Raw genomic sequence first — 18158 nt, 5'->3', positions numbered from 1 at the left:
CGGGCGACATGCCCGGCCTTCCCCCTTGTTCCTTGATCCGTGCGTTTAGCGCGAGGCGACCTGCACGCGTCCGGGCTTGCCCCAGCTCGCTACCTTGTCGCCCGCGCCCGAGCGGACGAAGCATTTACCGCCGCCTGCGCGCACCTTGCGGCACAGCGTATCGGCGCCGGCACGATCGAAGCCACCGACCGCGAGCCGCTGGAAATTGCCAGCGCCGGTCGTGACGCTGGCACTGGTCGGGGTCATGCCCTTGAGCAGCGGGGTACGGCGAACCGCGCGGCCCCACGCATCCTGTGCGACACCGGCATTGTCATAGGCGCCAAGCTGGACGGACCAGCTGCCCTTGCCGGGCTTGAATTCTTCCACCGGCGCCTTGATCGCGATGGCAAGCGGCTTGCGCGCGCCGACCTCGACGCGAGCCGGAGCCGGCTTGACCGCCGCGGCGGCTCGAGCCGGGATCGCCTGGACAACCTCCTGGCGCGGCGCGAAGACGATCTGGTTACCGCTGGGCGCGGTGATCGCCGGAGCAATCACGGTCCCGGTCATCGCGGTATCGACCGCAGTTGCCGCTGGCGCCGCAGCAGCGGCGGAAGCCACGCCGGTGTCGGGCATATACGCCTCAACTGGGTCGGCAACCTGCTGCGCGGCGACCGCTGTGGTCATCGAACGGGCGAGCGCGAGTTGTTCGGGCCGGCCGCGATCGTCAATCGGCGTCACGCCGAGCAGCGAAGCGACCTGATCATAGGCGTTCTGCGGGCGCGAGAAGCTGGCCCATTGCATGATCCGAGCGTCGAGCTGGCCGGGCGAGACATCGAAGCTCGCGACCGCACGTGCCTGCTGCCAATTGCCGGCAAGCGCTAGGCTGAGCGCGAGGTTCTGGCGCGTCTTGGCGTCGGCGCCTGGCTGACGCGCGGCGTCAGACAGCAACGCTACGGCGGTGCCGGGGTCACCCGCGAGCGCGATCGCGAGGCCGCGATCGCTGGCCGGGATGCTGCCCGCATGGGTTTCGAGCGTCTGGCGCGCTGTGTTCCACTCACCCACCGCGATCTGCGCGAGCGCGAGGTTGAGCGCGGTGCGACCATTGGCCGGATCGAGCGACAGCGCTTCGTTCAGCGCCTGCGTCGCCGAGACGAAGCGTCCGGCAAAGAGGTAGGTTTCACCCAGAAGCTGGCGATACTCGCCATTCTTCGGGTCGAACGCGACCGCCGCCTCGGCATGGGTCACGGCCTTTTGTGGGTTGCCACCCTTGAGCGCCTTGCGCGCCGCCTGGGCTTCCTTCGCGGCCCTTTGCATGTCCTGCGCGACGGCATCGCTGGCGACGGCGAGACCGCCGATCAGCGACGGACCGCCCACGATCGGCGCACCAAGCACGAAGGCCGAAACCCCGATGGTGAGAAAACGACGTGCGTTCATGGCTCCAATCCCCCGGTTCAGCGAGCCTTGCCCGCGGGGAGCCGGTCAGCCAGCGCCCCCACTTCGGGCAATGTGTCCAGAAACGCGTCGAGCGCTTCGGTAACGAGTATCTGCGCCGAGCGGCCTGACAGGGCCGAGGCGAGACGCAGTTTGAGATGACGTTCGGTATCGAGCCGCAGCGTGAAGGCAGCCTTACCCTTTTTCGAGGCGACCTCACGCCCGATGCGAGCGGCGGTAGCGGTCGAAACGGGGCGCGGTGCCGGCGTTTCAGGCGCTGCAACGATCACCGGCGCGCGTTCGGCGACGGGTTCAGGCTGTACGATCGGTGCGGGCTGCGCGACGGGCTCCGGCTCGAGAAGCGGCTGCGGCCGCTCCACGACTGGCGGTGCAACCGGCGGCTGCGGCGCGAACTCCTCGGCGAGCGCATGGCGCTGCGCGAGAACCTGCGGCATCTCATGATTCACGGGCGGCGCGGATTCGAAGCCCTCGAAGCCCATGTCGTTCCAGCCGAGATCGTCAAGCGACGTCCCCGGATTGAGGCCGACGAACCCCTGCGGGCGCATCGCGGGACGGGCTTGGCCCTTACGAGCCAGGAGGCCCGAGGAGAGCGACGCGGTGGGTTTTGCGGAACCGAACATCAGCTCACCACCCGGCGGCCAAAGCCACCCTGAGTGCGCCCCGTGAATGCGACATGGGTCGCGGCGGGCGCAGTGAAAACGGTACGGCGGAAATTCTTCTCGAGCCGATCGCCGATATACTGCCAGAGCGCAGTAACCTCAGCCGCCGACTTGCCGTTCGGGTCGATTTCCATGACCGTGCGGCCATCGATCATCGACGACGCGAAATCGGTGCGCTGATGGAGTGTGACCGGAGCGACCGTGCCATGCTGCGACAGCGCGACCGCGGCCTCGCTGGTGATCTTTGCCTTGGGCGTCGCGGCGTTGACCACGAAGATCAGCGGCTTTCCGGCGCGGTCGCATAGGTCGACCGTAGCGCCGACCGCGCGCAGATCGTGCGGCGAAGGTCGGGTCGGAATGACGATCAGTTCGGCGACCTGGATCACGCTCTGGATCGCCATGGTAATGGCGGGAGGCGTATCGATCACCGCGAGACGAAAGCCCTGCTGACGCAGCACTTCGAGATCGGCGGCGAGCCGGGCAACGGTGGTCTGGGCGAAGGCGGGGAAATCCGTCTCACGCTCGTTCCACCAGTCCGACAACGACCCTTGCGGATCGATATCGATCAGCACGACCGGGCCATGGCCCGCGCGCTGTGCCTGCACCGCCAGGTGCCCGCTGAGCGTGGTTTTACCCGATCCGCCCTTTTGTGATGCCATCGCGAGTACGCGCATCTACCCCTCTGAAAATCCCGGTTGCCCAACGCTGGGATGCCAGTGGGAAGCTAAGAAGCCGTTAATGAAGCGGTTAATGGGACAATCATGGGCGCAATGTTCATTTCGGGTATCATCGGACCGCGCTTAACGCTTGCTCAAGCATTACTTGGCCAGATGTTGGTTAACTGGCATTATCCAATGGATGCCGATGCGAGCAGGAATTGGCCGTATGCGTAAGATTTCCCTGGCGATATTGCTGACCGCGAGCCTCCTTACCGGAGCGCCCGCGCATGCCGATGTGAAAGCCGGCGTCGATGCCTGGCAGCGCGGCGACTATAAAAAGGCCCTCGCCGAATGGCGCGGCCCCGCCAATGCGGGCGACGCCGACGCGCAGTTCAACATGGGCCAGGCCTATAAATTGGGTCGTGGCGTTCCGGTCGATCGCGCGATTGCGGAGGAATGGTACCGCAAGGCCGCGCTCCAGGGCCACCCGCAGGCCGAAGAAAGCTATGGCCTGACCCTGTTCGAGAACAACAAGCGCGCGGAAGCCGAGCAATGGCTGATCAAGGCTGCCGGCCGTGGCGAGCAGCGCGCGCAATATGTGCTGGGTACGATGTACTTCAACGGCGACGGCGTGGCGCGCGATTGGGTGCGCGCCTATGCGCTGACCGTGCGCGCGGCGGCGCAGGGCATGACCCAGGCGTCCACCGCGCAGGCGCAGATGGACCGCCATATCCCGCTGGCCGACCGGCAAAAGGGGCTGGAGCTCGCCCGGCAATATGAACGCGACGCGGGTCGGCCTCAGGTCGCCGCGGTGCTGCCCCCGCCATCCTCGCGCCCCGGCAATCCGATCGCACGCGTTGACATCCCGGCGGGTCCGGTACCCATGGCGACCGAGGAGCGCCCGCCCCAGACCGGGCAGACACGCCCCGCCCCGCCAATCGTACGTCCGGCATCACGCCAAGCGCCCCCAGCGGTTCAACCCGCCGCCCCGCCGCGTCCGGCGCCGGTCCGCGATGGCGGCTGGAAGCTCCAGCTGGGCGCGTTCGGCGATCCGGGCAACGCACGCCGCCTTGGCGCGCAGATGAGCGGCCGCTTTCCCGGACGGCAAATCTCCTATGTGAAGGCGGGCAACCTCACCCGCGTGCTGGTCGGCCCCTTCGCGTCCAACGCCGAAGCAAGTGGCGCGTGCCGCGGGGTTGGATCCTGCGTGCCGGTGCGGAACTAGGCGGTCAGTCGATCCACTCGCCGCGCGGGATGCCCTGAGCATAGAGCAATGCGGTGAGATCGTTATGATCGATCCGCGCCCCTGCGGCGGCTGCGACGATCGGCTTGGCATGATAGGCGACGCCGAGGCCCGCTTTCCTGATCATCGCGAGATCGTTGGCGCCATCGCCTACCGCCAGCGTCTGGCTTGCGTCGAGGCCGAGTTCGGCGACCGCGCCAAGCAAGGTCGTCTCCTTGGTCGTGGAATCGACGATCGGCTTGGTCACGGTGCCGGTCAGCGCATCATTCTCGATCAACAGTTCATTGGCGATCACCCGGTCGAAGCCGATCTGTTCGCCCACCGGCTGGGCGAACCGGGTGAAGCCGCCCGAGACGAGGATCGCGGTCGCGCCATTGGCCTTCATCGTCTGCACCAGCGTCCGCGCGCCGGGCATCAGTTGCACGCGCTCGGCAAGGCAGCGGTCGATCGCGTCGGCGCCCAGCCCCTTGAGCAGCGCGACGCGGGCATCGAGCGCTTCGGCAAAGTCGAGCTCGCCACGCATTGCCGCCTCGGTCACCTCGGCGATCTGCGCCTTGATGCCGGCATAGTCGGCCAGTTCGTCGATGCACTCGACCGTGATCATGGTGGAGTCCATGTCGGCGACGATCAGGCGCTTGCGGCGGCCCTCGCTGGGCTGGACGACGATGTCGACACAGTCGAATGCGCCTTCAAGCGCGACGCGAGCCTGGTCCGGGTTGGCGACGAAGGGAATATCCACCGCCCTGCCCGCTTCCAGCTCAAGCACTTCGCCGGGCGCGCAGCCGGCATCGCGCAGCTTGTGTTGCGCGGAGGAAATATCGCCCGCTTCAAGCCGATCCGCTGCTATCAGCGTAACGATGAACATGCCGCACTCCCAAAAGCCAAGGGTGGCGCTCATTGCAGGACCGACCGCCAGCGGCAAGTCCGCTTTGGCGATCGCGCTCGCACAGCGCACCGGCGGGACGGTGATCAACGCGGATTCGGCGCAGGTCTATGCCGAGCTGCGCGTACTCAGCGCGCGGCCATCGGTGGAAGAGGAAGCGCAGGCGCCGCACCGGCTGTTCGGCCATGTCACGGGGGCCGCGGATTACTCGGCGGCACGCTGGGCGGAGGAAGCGAAGGTGGAGATCGCGGCGGCGCATGAGCGCGGGAGCCTGCCGGTGCTGGCGGGCGGGACCGGTATGTATATCCGCACCCTGCTCGACGGGATCGCGCCGGTACCGGAGATCGATCCCGAGATCCGGGCCGACGTGCGCGCGCTTCCGGTCGCGGAAGCCCATCGCCAACTCGACGAGGCGGATCCCGACGCCGCTGCACGCCTCAACGCGGCCGACACGACGCGCATCGCCCGCGCGTTGGAAGTCGTACGATCGACCGGCCGAACGCTTGTGGCTTGGCAGGCCGAGCGCATCGGCGGGATTGGCGAGGCGATCGACCTCGTGCCACTGATCCTGCTTCCCGACCGCGCCTGGCTCGCTGAACGTTGCGATCGTCGCCTATGCGCGATGTTCGACGAAGGGGCGATCGCGGAGGTCGAAAGCTTGCTGCAGCGCAGCGACATCTCCGCCAACGCGCCGGTGCGCCGGGCGATCGGCGTCGCGGAAATCGCTGCGTTTATAAGGGGTTCGCTTACCCGAGACGAGGCGCTGGAGCGTGCACAGGCGGCAACGCGGCAATACGCGAAGCGGCAGTATACCTGGCTGCGCCACCAGCCTCCAGCGGACTGGCCGCGCACAGATTCGACAGATATTACCAACCAACTCGCTAATTTAGCATGATTATTACAATCTTTATGCTTGACACGTAGTTTTAATACGCATAGCAGCGCCATTCCCCAACTGCTATTGCAGTGCGGAAAAACCGGAAGGAGACGTACAGTGACCGAGAAAAGCGGAGCAGACATCCTGATCGAGGCGTTCAACGACCTCGGTGTGGAAGTCATCTTCGGTTATCCCGGTGGCGCCGTACTTCCCATTTACGACGCGATCTTCAAGCAGACGAAGATCAAGCACATCCTAGTCCGCCACGAACAGGCGGCGACCCACGCGGCGGAGGGCTATGCCCGCGCCACCGGCAAGCCCGGCGTCGTGCTGGTCACGTCCGGCCCCGGCGCGACCAACGCCGTTACCGGCATCACCGACGCGCTGATGGATTCGATCCCGATGGTCGTCATCACCGGACAGGTGCCCTCGCACCTGATCGGATCGGACGCTTTCCAGGAAGCGGACACGGTGGGGATCACCCGCCACTGCACCAAGCATAACTATCTGGTGAAGGACCCGGCGCATCTTGGCGCGACCGTCCATGAGGCGTTTCATATCGCCACATCGGGCCGCCCCGGCCCGGTGGTGATCGACATCCCCAAGGACGTCCAGATCGCGACGGCCCGCTACAGCAAGCCCGGCCCGATCCAGCACAAGACCTATCGCCCGCAGGTCAAGGCCGACAAGACGCTGATCGAGAGCGCGGTCGAGATGCTCGCCGCGGCCGAACGCCCGATCTTCTACACCGGCGGCGGCGTCATCAACTCCGGCCCCGGCGCGTCGCAGCTGCTGCGCGAGCTGGCCAAGATCACCGGTGCGCCGGTCACGTCGACACTGATGGGCCTTGGCGCCTTCCCGGCCTCATCCGACCAGTGGCTCGGCATGCTGGGCATGCACGGCACCTATGAAGCCAATTATGCGATGAACCAGGCGGACCTGATCATCGCGGTCGGCGCGCGGTTCGACGATCGCGTGACGGGACGTCTGGACGCCTTCGCGCCGCATGCGCGGAAAATCCATATCGATATCGACCGGTCGTCGATGAACAAGACGGTGCGCGTCGATCTGCCGATCGTGGCCGATGTCGGCCATGCACTGGAAGACATGATCCGCATCTGGAAGGCGCGGCAGCATCCAAAGCCCGACCTGTCCGAATGGTGGCGGCGCATCGAAGGGTGGCGTGCGGTCAAGTGTCTCGACTTCCCCGAGGACGGCAACGAGATCATGCCGCAACGCGCCATCCGTGCGCTGTGGGAGGCGACCAAGAACAAGGCGCCGATCATCACCACTGAAGTCGGCCAACACCAGATGTGGGCGGCCCAGCATTTCGACTTCGAAAGCCCGAACAAGTGGCTGACGAGCGGCGGCCTTGGCACGATGGGCTATGGCCTGCCCGCCGCGATCGGCGCGCAACTGGGTCATCCCGATGCGCTGGTGATCGACATCGCCGGCGAAGCCAGCATCCAGATGAACATCCAGGAGCTGGCCACGGCGACCCAGTATCGCCTGCCGGTCAAGATCTTCATCCTCAACAACGAATATATGGGGATGGTGCGCCAGTGGCAGGAACTGACCTATTCCAGCCGTTATTCAGAGAGTTATAGCGACGCGTTGCCGGATTTTGTGAAGCTGGGCGAGGCCTATGGCTGGAAGGGCATCCGCATCGAGGGCAACGATCAGCTCGACGACGGCATCGCCGCGATGCTCGCCCATGACGGGCCGGTGATCGTCGATTGCCGCGTGGCGAAACTCGCCAATTGCTTCCCGATGATCCCATCGGGTGCCGCCCATACCGACATGATGCTCCAGTCCGCCGAGGTTTCCGGCGAAATGGACGACGAAGCCAAGGCACTGGTCTGAACCCATGCACATCAAGGAAGAGAAAGCCGAACGGCATACGCTTGCCGTGATCGTCGACAACGAGCCGGGCATCCTCGCCCGGATCGCCGGCCTGTTCACCGCGCGCGGCTATAATATCGAGAGCCTGACCGTGTCCGAGATTACGTCGGACAAGGCGGTGAGCCGGATTACCATCGTCACCTCGGCCAGCCCCCATGTGCTTGAGCAGATCGTGGCGCAGCTCGACCGGCTGGTCCCGGTGCACAAGGTCCACGACCTGACCGCCGAGGGCGACCACGTCGAGCGCGAGCTGGCGCTGGTGAAAGTGGCCGGCACGGGGGACCACCGGATCGAGGCACTGCGCCTGGCCGATGTCTATCGTGCCCGAGTGGTGGATGCGACCACGTCGAGCTTCGTGTTCGAGGTGACCGGTTCGACCGAGAAGATCGACAAGTTCATCGAACTGATGGGCGAAGTTGGCCTGATCGAGGTCGCGCGGACAGGCATCGTCGCCATCTCGCGGGGCAAAGAGGCGGCCTGACGGCGCTACGGATCAACTGAAGCCCGATAGCGGGCATGAAATCAGGGCGCGGCGGAATGACGCCGACCGCGCACGAATGACGAAAGGGAATTTTCGAAATGCGTGTCTATTACGATCGTGATGCCGACCTGAACCTGATCACCGGCAAGAAGATCGCCATCGTCGGCTATGGTTCGCAGGGCCACGCCCATGCGCAGAACCTGCGCGACAGCGGCGTCAAGGAGGTAGCGATCGCGCTTCGCGAGGGTTCGGCGACCGCGAAGAAAGCGGAAGCCGCCGGCTTCAAGGTTCTGTCGAACAAGGAAGCGGCGCAGTGGGCCGACATCGTCATGATCCTGGCGCCCGACGAGCATCAGGCCGCGATCTGGGAAAGCGATCTCAAGGGCAATATGAAGCCCGGCTCGGCGCTCGCCTTCGCCCACGGCCTCAACGTCCATTTCGGCCTGATCGATCCGCCCGCGGACATCGATGTCATCATGATCGCGCCCAAGGGCCCGGGTCATACCGTGCGCAGCGAATATGTTCGCGGTGGCGGCGTCCCCTGCCTCGTCGCGATCCATCAGGATGCGTCGGGCAACGCGCATGACGTGGCGCTCGCCTATGCCAGCGGCGTCGGCGGCGGCCGCTCGGGCATCATCGAGACCAATTTCCGCGAGGAATGCGAGACCGACCTGTTCGGCGAGCAGGCCGTGCTGTGCGGCGGCATCACCCATCTGATCCAGGCCGGGTTCGAAACGCTGGTCGAGGCGGGCTATGCCCCGGAAATGGCCTATTTCGAGTGTCTCCACGAGACCAAGCTGATCGTCGACCTGCTCTATGAGGGCGGCATCGCCAACATGCGCTACTCGATCTCGAACACCGCCGAATATGGTGACATCAAGACTGGCCCGCGCATCATCACCGACGAGACCAAGGCCGAGATGAAGCGCGTGCTTGCCGACATCCAGTCGGGCCGCTTCGTCAAGGACTTCGTCCTCGACAACCGCGCCGGCCAGCCCGAGCTGAAGGCGAGCCGCAAGGCCGCCGCCGCCCACCCGATCGAGAAGACCGGTTCGGAACTGCGCGCGATGATGCCTTGGATCAAGGCGAACCAGCTGGTGGACAAGGAAAAGAACTAAGAGCCTGCAAATAAGTCCTGCAAAAGGACGGAGAGGAGACTGGGGCGGGGTTGGATTCCCCGCCCCAGCCACATAAACCGGGGTATGTTCCGCCCCGCCCTGCCCCTCGCCGCCGCGTTGGCATTGCTTGCGGGTGGCTGCGATCGACGGCCCGACGATATCGCGGTGGTGGTGAGCGCGATCGGCGGCGATGCGAAGCTCGCCGATCCGGCGCGCAACGAGCTCGATCTCACCAACCGCCTCATGATCGATTCTACCGCACAGGGGCTGGTCCGCTACGATGCCAGCGGCGGGATCGAACCTGGGCTGGCCGAGCGCTGGATCGTCACCGATGGCGGCCGCAGCTACATCTTCCGTCTGCGCGCGGCGGAATGGCCCGATGGCAAGCAAGTCACCGCCGCCGATGTCGTACGCAGCCTCAATCGTGCGATCGCACCGAACAGTCGCATCGCCATCGCTCCCTTCGTTGCGGTGATCGACGAGGTGGTCGAAATGACCCCGCAGATCGTCGAGGTGCGGCTGAAGCGCCCGCGCCCGGACCTGCTCAAGCTGTTCGCCCAACCCGAACTCGCCATCCTGCGCCGTCCTACCCTAGCGGGAACGGGGCCGTTCCGTGTCGAACCGGGCGCGGGTCCGGTTCTGCTACGCCCGGGCTTCGATCCTTCGCACGCGGGTGAGGATGCCGAGGAACCAGACCCCGCCGACAATGTGCGGCTGCGCGGCGAGCGGGCGGCGAAAGCGATCGTCCGCTTTGCGGCGCGGCAATCCGATCTCGTGCTGGGCGGCACCTATCTCGACTGGCCGATGCTCGCACATGCGGACGTCGCGCCGACGAACATCCGCGTCGACCCAGCCGCCGGTCTGTTCGGCCTCGCCATCGTCTCGCGCGAAGGGTTCCTGGCCAAGGCGGACAATCGCGCCGCGATCGCCATGGCGATCGACCGGGTCGCGCTGACAGCCGCGTTCCGGCCGGAATGGCAGTCCGTCGATACGCTGCTGCCAGGCAAACTCGATTCGGCCGCCGATCCGGCGGCACCTCAATGGACAACGCTCCCGTTGGAAGAGCGCAAAGCCACCGCGCGCAACCGTGTTGCGGCATGGCGAACCGCCAATCCCGGGGGTTCGCCTCTCATTCGCGTCGCCCTGCCCGGCGATTCCGGCGCGACCCTGTTATGGAGCCGGATCGGGCGCGACCTGCTCGACATGGGGCTGAAACCGGTCCGCGTCCTCGAGAACGCCGACGCCGACCTGCGACTGATCGACGCCGTCGCCCCCTATGACAGCGGCCGCTGGTATCTCGTCACGGCTTGTCGTTTGTGCGGCGGCCCGTTGATGGCGGCGATCGACGCCGCCCGCGATGCGCCGACCCTGACCGAACGCGCACGGCGGATCGCGGAGGCCGACATGGCACTGACCGCCGACGCCGCCTATATTCCGATCGCACAGCCGCTGCGCTGGTCGCTGGTCGCGGTGCGGCTGCGCGCCTTCCAGCCCAATGCGCGCGCCTGGCACCCGCTCACGCATCTGCGTGAGATCGGACAATGAAAGACGGGCCGATGAACGAAGCGACGCGCATGGACCAGGAACCGGAAGTGCTGTCCTACACCGGTAGCGATGTCGCGTCGGTGCGCTATCGCATCGAAACGATGGAGAAGCTGCTCGAGCGGGTTATCACCATTCCGGGTACCCGACAGACGGTCGGATTCGACTCGCTGATCGGCCTGATCCCGGTCGCGGGCGACATCGTCGGTGCGGCAATGGGCGCTTACATGATCTGGGAAGCGCGCAACCTGAACATGCCCAAGAGCGCGATGTTCCGCATGGCGGGCAATGTCGGATTCGACTGGCTGATCGGCCTGGTCCCCGGGGTAGGCGACGCGGCGGACTTCTTCTTCCGCTCAAACACGCGCAACCTCAAGATCATCAAGAAGCACCTCGACAAGCACCATCCCGGCACCGCGACGATCCAGAACTAGCTTCCGCGCCAGATCCTGAGCGGAACATGCGCGGGCACGCCGCGCTGGTGCGCTGGGCAGGCGCGCGGTTGGAAGCGCGTGTCGAGGCAGACCTGTATCTCGTCGAGCCAGCGATCGCGCCCTGCCTGCACACGCAGCATCGCCGGAGTCATCCCCGGATTGGCACGCGCGACCGCCGCGGCGAGCTGGCCCGCCGTCAGGCCCGGGCGGCGCGACAGGGCATCCATGTCAGGATAGCGGATCGCGCCATAGCTCTCCCGCGCCCGGTCGAAATAGGCGGCAGGCGGGAGGCCCGAACAACTACCGTGCTTGGCATATTGGTAGCGCTGGAGCGCGGGAGAGGGCATCACGCAGAGGTTGCGGCGTACCACTGCCTCCGGGATGCGGGGCGCGGCGGAGCAATATTGCGGCCAGCTCGCCCCCTGCCCATCCGGCCACAGGCCATGGAGCACGAAGCCGAAGCGATTGCCTGGATCGCACTGAAAGCGGTCGCGATTGGCCGATTGACGGCAGAAGCCGGGATTCCAGGTCAGCGCCAACGTGTAACCGCCGACGGGGAGGATGCGGCGCGGGCCGGCGCGGCCAACCTGCTCCGAAGCTTCGGGAAGCCGGTCAGGTACCACGCAGCGATCCGCCTGCGCCGCCGCCACGCCGGGCAGGACCAGCGCCAGAGCGAGCGACGCCGCGCGGATCATTCGAACGGGGTGGTGTCCGGCTGACCGTTGTCCCCGGCGAACCATGCCTGCGCATCGGACCGGAACAACAGCCAGGTCGCCCATCCGGTCAATGCGAAGGTCGCAAGGCTGAGCAGCGTGCCAAGCGTCCCGATCACCGAATAGCTGATCAAGGTGAACGGCAGGCCGATCACCGACAGGCCGAACAACACGACCACCGCCCATTTCGCGACGACGCTCGCGCGGCGCGCTGTGAAATACCAAAGCAACAGCCAAAGCACGAGCGTGGCAATCGTGGTTCCGATCATCATCGTCTCCGCCAGCTCAGCCATTTGCGGATTGCCGGCAAAGGCGGGATTGCTGTGGGCGGCGGCGAGGCGGGTTTTCCACCCGAGCCCCAGATTCACCAGCCAGAGCAGCGTCGCCCCCAGATAGGCCTGCTCAAAACGGACGATCGATTGCGGACGCATGGAAACTCCTCCCCAGTAGCAGGGCAGCTAAGGCTCAAGCCGGCGCGAAGTCCAGTCCGATATCGACTGCGGGCGCCGACTGGGTCAGCCGTCCGACGCTGATATAGGTGACCCCCGTCTCCGCGATCGCGCGGATCGTGTCGAGCCGGACGCCGCCCGATCCCTCGGTCGGTACGCGCCCGCCCACCAATGTCACCGCGCCGCGCAACGTCGGCGGGTCCATGTTGTCGAGCAGCAGATGCGTGGCGCCGGCGGCCAGCGCGGGTTCGATCTGGTCGACCCGGTCGACCTCGACGATGATGCGTTCGATGCCGGCGGTGACGGCGCGGCGCACCGCCTCTCCCACCGATCCGGCGACGGCGACATGATTGTCCTTGATCATCGCCGCGTCCCACAGACCCATGCGATGGTTCTGCGCACCGCCCATCCGCGTCGCGTATTTCTCCAGACGACGCAGCCCCGGAATGGTCTTGCGGGTGTCGAGCAAGGTTGCGCCGGTCCCTGCGATCTTGTCGACATAACCGCGCGTCATCGTCGCGATGCCCGACAGATGCTGAACGGCATTGAGCGCCGCGCGCTCCGCGGTCAGCAGGGCGCGGGCGTTGCCGCGCAGCCGCATCAGGTCACTCCCGGCGGCGACCCGATCGCCCTCACCCGCCAGCAGTTCAATCTCGACCCCGGGATCCAGCGCATGAAAGAAAGCCGCCGCGATCGGCAGTCCGGCCACCACGATTGCATCGCGGCTGTCCATCACCCCGGTGAACACCGCATCCGCCGGAATCACCGCGGCGGAGGTGACGTCCCCCGGCCCGACATCCTCGGCAAGCGTTGCGGCAACAAACGCCGAAAGGTCGAAGCCATCAAGCTGAAACGAAATCATGCGCAAACCCCTGGCGGCAAGTGGCGCTCGCTATAGCCGATGCGACGGAGGCGCGAAGCCCCGTGCGGACGAATTTGGCACACCCGTTGTCATGCCGCGCCACCCAACCTATCTGCCAAGCGGAACAATCAAGGGGTTTTTAGGGATGACGACCTTCGACGATCGCGAACGTGCGTTCGAGGCCAAGTTTGCGATGGACGAGGAAATGGCGTTCCGCGTCATCGCGCGCCGCAACCGCCTGCTCGGCCAATGGGCGGCGGAGAAGATGGGCCTGACCCCCGAAGAAACCGACGCCTATGCCAAGGCGGTGGTTCAAGCCGATTTCGAGGAATCGGGCGACGAGGACGTGATCCGCAAGCTGCTGGGTGATCTGACCGCCGCTGGCGTCGATGTCGACGACGCCACCGTTCGCCAGGCTGTCGAGGCGCAGACCGTCAAGGCGCGCCGCCAGCTGATCGAGGCGAAGTAACCATGCCGATGGCGGCGGAAGAGATCGAGACGCTGATCCGCCAGGGCATCCCCGATGCCCGGGTGGAAATCACCGATCTGGCCGGCGACGGCGATCATTATGCCGCCCGCGTGGTGAGCGAAACCTTCCGGGGAATGCCCCGGATCCGGCAGCATCAGGCTGTCTATGCCGCGCTCGGCGGGCGCATGGGAGGCGTGCTGCACGCCCTTCAGCTCACCACCGCCGTGCCCGCGAACAATGAATGACCTCGGAGCGAGTGACATGACCGACGAAACCCAGACCCACATCCAGAGCCTCGTCGACGGCAACGACGTGCTGCTGTTCATGAAGGGTACCCCGTTGTTTCCGCAGTGCGGTTTCTCGAACCGGGCGATCTCGATTCTCAGCCATCTGGGCGTCGCGTTCGAGAGCGTCGATGTGCTTCAGGATCAGGCCGTGCGTCAGGGGATCAAGGAATTTTCCGACTGGCCGACCATCCCGCAGCTCTATGTGAAGGGTGAGTTCATCGGCGGTTCGGACATCATGATGGAGATGTACGAGTCGGGCGAGCTGGCGCAACTTCTGGAAGAGAAGGGCGTTTCAGCCGCGTAACAACCGCGCGGTGTTTTGCGCGGTTTTGTAAAGGTAGCGTATCATGTTCGTACAACCTCGGGCTGCGACGCTTGGCGTCGCAGCAAGGGACAGTGCGTCCCTGACGATTTGTGATTTGACGCAGAGCTATTCGCCTGCAGGCGGCGGCGGGATCAGCACTTACCTCCGCGAGAAGCGCGATTACGTGCTCAACCATACCCCGCATCAATTGCTCCAGATCGTTCCCGGCCCTGAAGATCGCGTGACGATCAACGGACGTCACATCTTTGCGGAGGTCGGCGCCGAGCCCGTGCGCGGCAGCCCGAATTACCGCTTCATTCTGCGCACCGATGCGGTGCGCGACCTGCTCGCCCATTACCGGCCCGACATTATTGAATCGCTCTGTCCATGGGTGCTGCCCTGGACCGCGATCAATCACCGGCGCGATTTCCCTGAAACCACGTTGGTCGCGGGCTATCGCACCGATTTCCCCAACGCGCACGTCCATCGCGTCGTGCAGGAGAAGGTAGGCGGTCTCGCGGCACGCTTCATGCGCATGCTGGCCTATGGCTATGCCGAGATCACCTATCGCGAGTTCGATCGTGTCTATGCGCTGAGCGAGGACGCCCAGGCCACATTGGCCCGCAAGACGATCACGCGGACCGATGTGATGCCGCTGGGTGTCGATACATCGATGTTCGCGCCGTCCAAGCGCGATCCGGGCTACCGCGCCTCGCTCGGGCTTCCCGGCGACGGCCCGCTCCTGATCTATGCCGGTCGCATCGATAACGAGAAGCGCGCCGACCGGCTGGTCGAGATGTTCCGCAAGCTCCCCGCAGACCTTGGCGCGGCGATGGTGATGATGGGCGACGGCAAGCTTCGCGAGCGGCTGATCGCGCAGTCGCGGGGGCTACCGATCGCCTTCCCGGGATTTGAAAAGGACCGGATCGGTCTGGCTCGCGCCCTCGCCTCCTCGGACATCTATGTCTCCGCAATGGCGGACGAGACCTTCGGCATCTCGGTGCTGGAAGCGCAGGCATGCGGCCTGCCCGTGATCGGAGTCGCCAGTGGCGCGATGCCCGATCGCGTGCCTGAGGGGCTGGGCCTGCTCGGTCCGGTCGACGATACCGGCGCAATGGCGGCCAATGTCGTTAAGCTCTGGAACGACGGCGCACAGCTGGTCGGTGCCCGCGCCCGCGCGATGGTGGTCGAGACCTATGGCTGGCGCCGCACGTTCGAGCGGCTGTTTGGCGACATCTACCCCGCCGCGCGCGCCCGCGCCGCCGAACGACTCGAAGAGGATGGCGTGAGGATCTTTCGTCGCCGCACCCGCCGCGACGGCGCTCCGGTGCTCTACAAGATCTAGCGACGCGCCCCGAAAACGGGCGAGGCGAGCAACCCGGTATGGTGTTGCCCGCCCCTGAAGCGTTACACGCGCCTTGTGAACAGCGGTGTGCCCGGAACCTTGCAGTCCGCGTGCCAGAATGAGTAACCCTCGGAAATCTGGGGTTTTCATGGTTAACCGAAATTCACCTCGCCGCGAACTGTAAGAAGTTTCGACACTTCCTACCCATTTCGGTCCCGGAACGCTGTTCAGATAGCGTTCAGCCTATTGACTACAGATGTGGTCAAGGCGATTACAGCCGTAGTCGAAGGGGAGTGAAATGACCGAACGGATCAGCGATGCCGAGCACGCCGTCATGGAAGTGCTATGGGATGAATCGCCCCTCACGGCCAATGACGTCGCCGAGCGGGTGGCCCCGTCGCGCGGCTGGAGCGCCAACACGGTCAAGACGCTGCTCGGCCGCCTGCTCGCCAAGAACAGCATCGCCGCCGAAGAGGATGGCCGCCGCTACCTCTATCGTCCGCTCGTTGAGCGCGGCGACTATGTCGAGGGCGAATCCCGGCGTCTGATCGACCGGCTGTTCGGCGGCAAGCTGACCCCGCTGGTCGCCCATCTCGCCGAGCGCGACGCGCTCACAGACGAAGACATCGCCGAAATCGAAGCGCTGTTGAAGGAGATCAAGCAATGATCGCCTGGGTAATCGAGACGTTCGTCGCGACGACGCTGCTGATGCTGCTGGTACTTGCGATCCGCAAGCCGGTGAGTCGCCATTTCGGGCCCAACATCGCCTATGCGCTGTGGGCGCTTCCTGTCCTGCGCCTCGCGCTGCCCCCGCTTCCGGAAAGCTGGCGCGCAAGCGCCGAGACACCGGTCGCCACAGCGAGCGAGGTCATCACCTACTATATCGTCGATCCGATCACGGTCCCGCAGGCGACGGCTACCACCGCCTCCGCCGCTACCGCCGCCCTTCCGGTAGAGGCCGCACCGATCGACTGGCTGCCGATCGTGGTCGGGGTCTGGGCGGTCGGTGCCCTCGCCTTCCTGGCCTATCACCTGATTGCCCATAGCCGCTTCTGCGCACGCCTGCTGCGCCGGGCGAAGATCGAGCGTACCGTCGCCGAAGGTCGCGTCCATGTGATCGAGACCGATGCCGCCACCGGCCCGCTCGCCTTCGGCATCTGGCGCAAATACGTCGCCTTTCCGCGCGACTTCAACGAGCGTTACGATCCGCTCGAGCGCAACCTCGCGCTTGCCCATGAACTCGGCCATCATCTTCGTGGTGACCTGATCGCCAACTGGATCGCGCTGGTCGTGCTCGCGCTCCACTGGTTCAACCCGGTCGCATGGCGGGCGTTCCGCGCCTTCCGCGCCGACCAGGAAATGGCCTGCGACGCCTTGGTGCTCTCGGGCCGCGCTCCGGCGCTGCGCCACGCTTATGGCCGCGCCATCGTCAAGTCCGCGCATGGGGGCGCGGTCTCGGCGGCTTGCCACCTGCACACGATCAACGAATTGAAGGGGAGGCTGAAAATGCTTGCCAAGCATAACCGGAAGTCGCGCACGCGGATCACCGCCGGCGTGACGGGCGCCGCGGCGCTGACGCTCGCCGGCCTGGCGCTCACCGCATCGGGCACCCAGGCGGCGGCGAACCTGCGCGCCGATGTCGGCGACGCGATCGGCGTCGACCTGCAGGATGCGCCCGCGGCGCCCACAGCACCGGATGCGGCCGTGGCTCCAGAGCCCGCTCCCGCCGCAGCCCCTGCGGCAGCTCCCGCGCCGAACGGGGCGGGAACGGTCAAGAATATCCGCATCGTCACCCGCGACAAGGACGGCAAGATCACCATCACGGAGGACGGTGACATCCGCACCGCCCAGACCGGGCACAAGCGCATCGTCATCCGCGACGGCAGGGTCGTGAGCAGTGAGGGCATTCCGGCCGACATGCCTACCGTGATCTCCGCACGCTGCGGCGCGCCCAAGGATGGCGACGTCAAGGTCGAGCGGTCCGAAGGCAAGCGCCGCAGCATCACCATCTGCACCGATCGGATCGAGGCGCGCAGCGAAGCCGCCATGGCCCGCGGGATGGCCGCACGTGACGCCGCGCTGGCCCGTGCCGAGGCATCGCGCGAAGCCGCGCTGGCCCGCGCCGACGCATCGCGCGAAGCCGCACTCGCCCGGGGCATGGCGTCACGCGACGCCGCCCTGGCCCGCGCCGAAGCATCGCGTCACGCTGCCGAAGCTGCACGCGAGGCCGCCCGGGACAGCCATGCCATTGCGATCGCCAGCGCCGAAATGGGCAAGCGCCAAGCCCTGTTCGGTCTCAAAATGGCTCGCCGCTCGATCGAGATGCAGAGCGATATGAGCGCGAGCGACAAGGCCTCCGCGCTGAAGGGCATCGATCAGGCGATCCGCGAAGTGCAGTCCGGCAAGGACTGATCGCCGCCACTAACGAGATGGGAGGAGGAGAATCCGCGGTTATGCTGCCCATCGCCGCGGAGGTTGCTCCAACCGGGCCGGTCGCTAC

General features: G+C 65.8%; 20 protein-coding genes. 13 read left to right on the top strand and 7 right to left on the bottom strand.

The annotated features are described in order from the left end of the window. Positions 1–45: 45 nt before the first annotated feature. Genes AC07M1_RS10175 through AC07M1_RS10165 form a run of 3 tightly spaced genes read right to left on the bottom strand, consistent with a single transcriptional unit; the run spans position 46 to position 2764 of the window. Positions 46–1413 (bottom strand): SPOR domain-containing protein, encoded by a 1368-nt coding sequence (locus AC07M1_RS10175; RefSeq protein ID WP_495162427.1) that lies wholly within the window; start codon positions 1411–1413, stop codon positions 46–48. A gap of 17 nt (positions 1414–1430) precedes the next feature. Continuing rightward, positions 1431–2051: a hypothetical protein gene (locus AC07M1_RS10170; RefSeq protein WP_495162426.1), complete on the bottom strand. Its 621-nt coding sequence runs from the start codon at positions 2049–2051 to the stop codon at positions 1431–1433. After that, on the bottom strand, positions 2051–2764 hold the full coding sequence (locus AC07M1_RS10165) for an AAA family ATPase (protein WP_495162425.1): 714 nt from the start codon (positions 2762–2764) through the stop codon (positions 2051–2053). Before AC07M1_RS10165 ends, AC07M1_RS10170 begins: the two co-directional genes overlap by 1 nt. Positions 2765–2975: 211 nt before the next feature. Between AC07M1_RS10165 and AC07M1_RS10160 the strand changes: the two genes are divergently transcribed. Next, complete coding sequence (locus AC07M1_RS10160) at positions 2976–3974, top strand: SPOR domain-containing protein (protein WP_495162424.1); 999 nt, start codon at positions 2976–2978, stop codon at positions 3972–3974. A 4-nt stretch (positions 3975–3978) separates the two neighbouring features. Here the strand turns inward: AC07M1_RS10160 and serB are convergent, their stop codons facing one another. Beyond that, positions 3979–4857: a phosphoserine phosphatase SerB gene (gene serB / locus AC07M1_RS10155; RefSeq protein ID WP_495162423.1), complete on the bottom strand. Its 879-nt coding sequence runs from the start codon at positions 4855–4857 to the stop codon at positions 3979–3981. Here serB and miaA point away from each other — a divergent pair. The 6 genes from miaA to AC07M1_RS10125 all read left to right on the top strand — a co-directional run bounded on the left by miaA (position 4850) and on the right by AC07M1_RS10125 (position 11229). Beyond that, positions 4850–5770: a tRNA (adenosine(37)-N6)-dimethylallyltransferase MiaA gene (miaA, locus tag AC07M1_RS10150; RefSeq protein WP_495162422.1), complete on the top strand. Its 921-nt coding sequence runs from the start codon at positions 4850–4852 to the stop codon at positions 5768–5770. The two genes, serB and miaA, sit on opposite strands and share 8 nt — an antisense overlap. A 99-nt stretch (positions 5771–5869) precedes the next feature. Then, the gene (locus AC07M1_RS10145) at positions 5870–7615 is read left to right on the top strand and encodes an acetolactate synthase 3 large subunit (protein ID WP_495162421.1); all 1746 of its coding nucleotides are present in this window, start codon (positions 5870–5872) and stop codon (positions 7613–7615) included. 4 nt (positions 7616–7619) lie between these two features. Next, entirely contained in the window at positions 7620–8135 is a 516-nt protein-coding gene (ilvN, locus tag AC07M1_RS10140; RefSeq protein WP_495162420.1) for an acetolactate synthase small subunit, read from the top strand. Between the two features lie 98 nt (positions 8136–8233). Continuing rightward, positions 8234–9253 carry a ketol-acid reductoisomerase gene (gene ilvC / locus AC07M1_RS10135; protein WP_495162419.1) on the top strand — a complete coding sequence of 340 codons (1020 nt, stop codon included), beginning with the start codon at positions 8234–8236 and terminating at the stop codon, positions 9251–9253. 84 nt (positions 9254–9337) lie between these two features. After that, entirely contained in the window at positions 9338–10798 is a 1461-nt protein-coding gene (locus tag AC07M1_RS10130; protein WP_495162418.1) for an ABC transporter substrate-binding protein, read from the top strand. 11 nt (positions 10799–10809) lie between these two features. After that, positions 10810–11229, top strand: coding sequence for a DUF4112 domain-containing protein (locus tag AC07M1_RS10125; RefSeq protein ID WP_495162417.1), 420 nt, complete (start codon positions 10810–10812; stop codon positions 11227–11229). Here AC07M1_RS10125 and AC07M1_RS10120 read toward each other — a convergent pair. From AC07M1_RS10120 to nadC, 3 genes are read right to left on the bottom strand one after another with little or no spacing between them, the layout of a single operon-like run. Continuing rightward, positions 11226–11924, bottom strand: a complete 699-nt coding sequence (locus tag AC07M1_RS10120) for a ribonuclease T2 family protein (protein WP_495162416.1) — start codon at positions 11922–11924, stop codon at positions 11226–11228. The genes AC07M1_RS10125 and AC07M1_RS10120 overlap by 4 nt on opposite strands. Then, entirely contained in the window at positions 11921–12373 is a 453-nt protein-coding gene (locus AC07M1_RS10115) for a hypothetical protein (RefSeq protein ID WP_495162415.1), read from the bottom strand. The genes AC07M1_RS10120 and AC07M1_RS10115 overlap by 4 nt, the downstream gene beginning before the upstream one ends. 34 nt (positions 12374–12407) lie before the next feature. Then, complete coding sequence (gene nadC, locus AC07M1_RS10110; RefSeq protein ID WP_495162414.1) at positions 12408–13253, bottom strand: carboxylating nicotinate-nucleotide diphosphorylase; 846 nt, start codon at positions 13251–13253, stop codon at positions 12408–12410. 145 nt (positions 13254–13398) lie between these two features. Here nadC and AC07M1_RS10105 point away from each other — a divergent pair, with 145 nt between their 5' ends. From AC07M1_RS10105 to AC07M1_RS10080, 6 genes are all read left to right on the top strand, one after another. Then, entirely contained in the window at positions 13399–13722 is a 324-nt protein-coding gene (locus AC07M1_RS10105) for a DUF1476 domain-containing protein (protein WP_495162413.1), read from the top strand. A 2-nt stretch (positions 13723–13724) separates the two neighbouring features. Further along, positions 13725–13967: a BolA family protein gene (locus AC07M1_RS10100; RefSeq protein WP_495162412.1), complete on the top strand. Its 243-nt coding sequence runs from the start codon at positions 13725–13727 to the stop codon at positions 13965–13967. 16 nt (positions 13968–13983) lie between these two features. Then, positions 13984–14313, top strand: a complete 330-nt coding sequence (grxD, locus tag AC07M1_RS10095; protein ID WP_495162411.1) for a Grx4 family monothiol glutaredoxin — start codon at positions 13984–13986, stop codon at positions 14311–14313. Between the two features lie 115 nt (positions 14314–14428). Continuing rightward, on the top strand, positions 14429–15658 hold the full coding sequence (locus AC07M1_RS10090; RefSeq protein ID WP_495162410.1) for a glycosyltransferase: 1230 nt from the start codon (positions 14429–14431) through the stop codon (positions 15656–15658). 298 nt (positions 15659–15956) lie between these two features. Further along, positions 15957–16325, top strand: a complete 369-nt coding sequence (locus AC07M1_RS10085; RefSeq protein WP_495162409.1) for a BlaI/MecI/CopY family transcriptional regulator — start codon at positions 15957–15959, stop codon at positions 16323–16325. Next, positions 16322–18070 carry a M56 family metallopeptidase gene (locus AC07M1_RS10080; protein WP_495162408.1) on the top strand — a complete coding sequence of 583 codons (1749 nt, stop codon included), beginning with the start codon at positions 16322–16324 and terminating at the stop codon, positions 18068–18070. The genes AC07M1_RS10085 and AC07M1_RS10080 overlap by 4 nt, the downstream gene beginning before the upstream one ends. The last annotated feature ends 88 nt before the right edge of the window (positions 18071–18158 follow it).

The sequence above is a fragment of the Sphingomonas sp. GW821-FHT10C01 genome, assembly GCF_059415525.1.
This window is presented reverse-complemented; position numbering and strand designations above follow the sequence as displayed.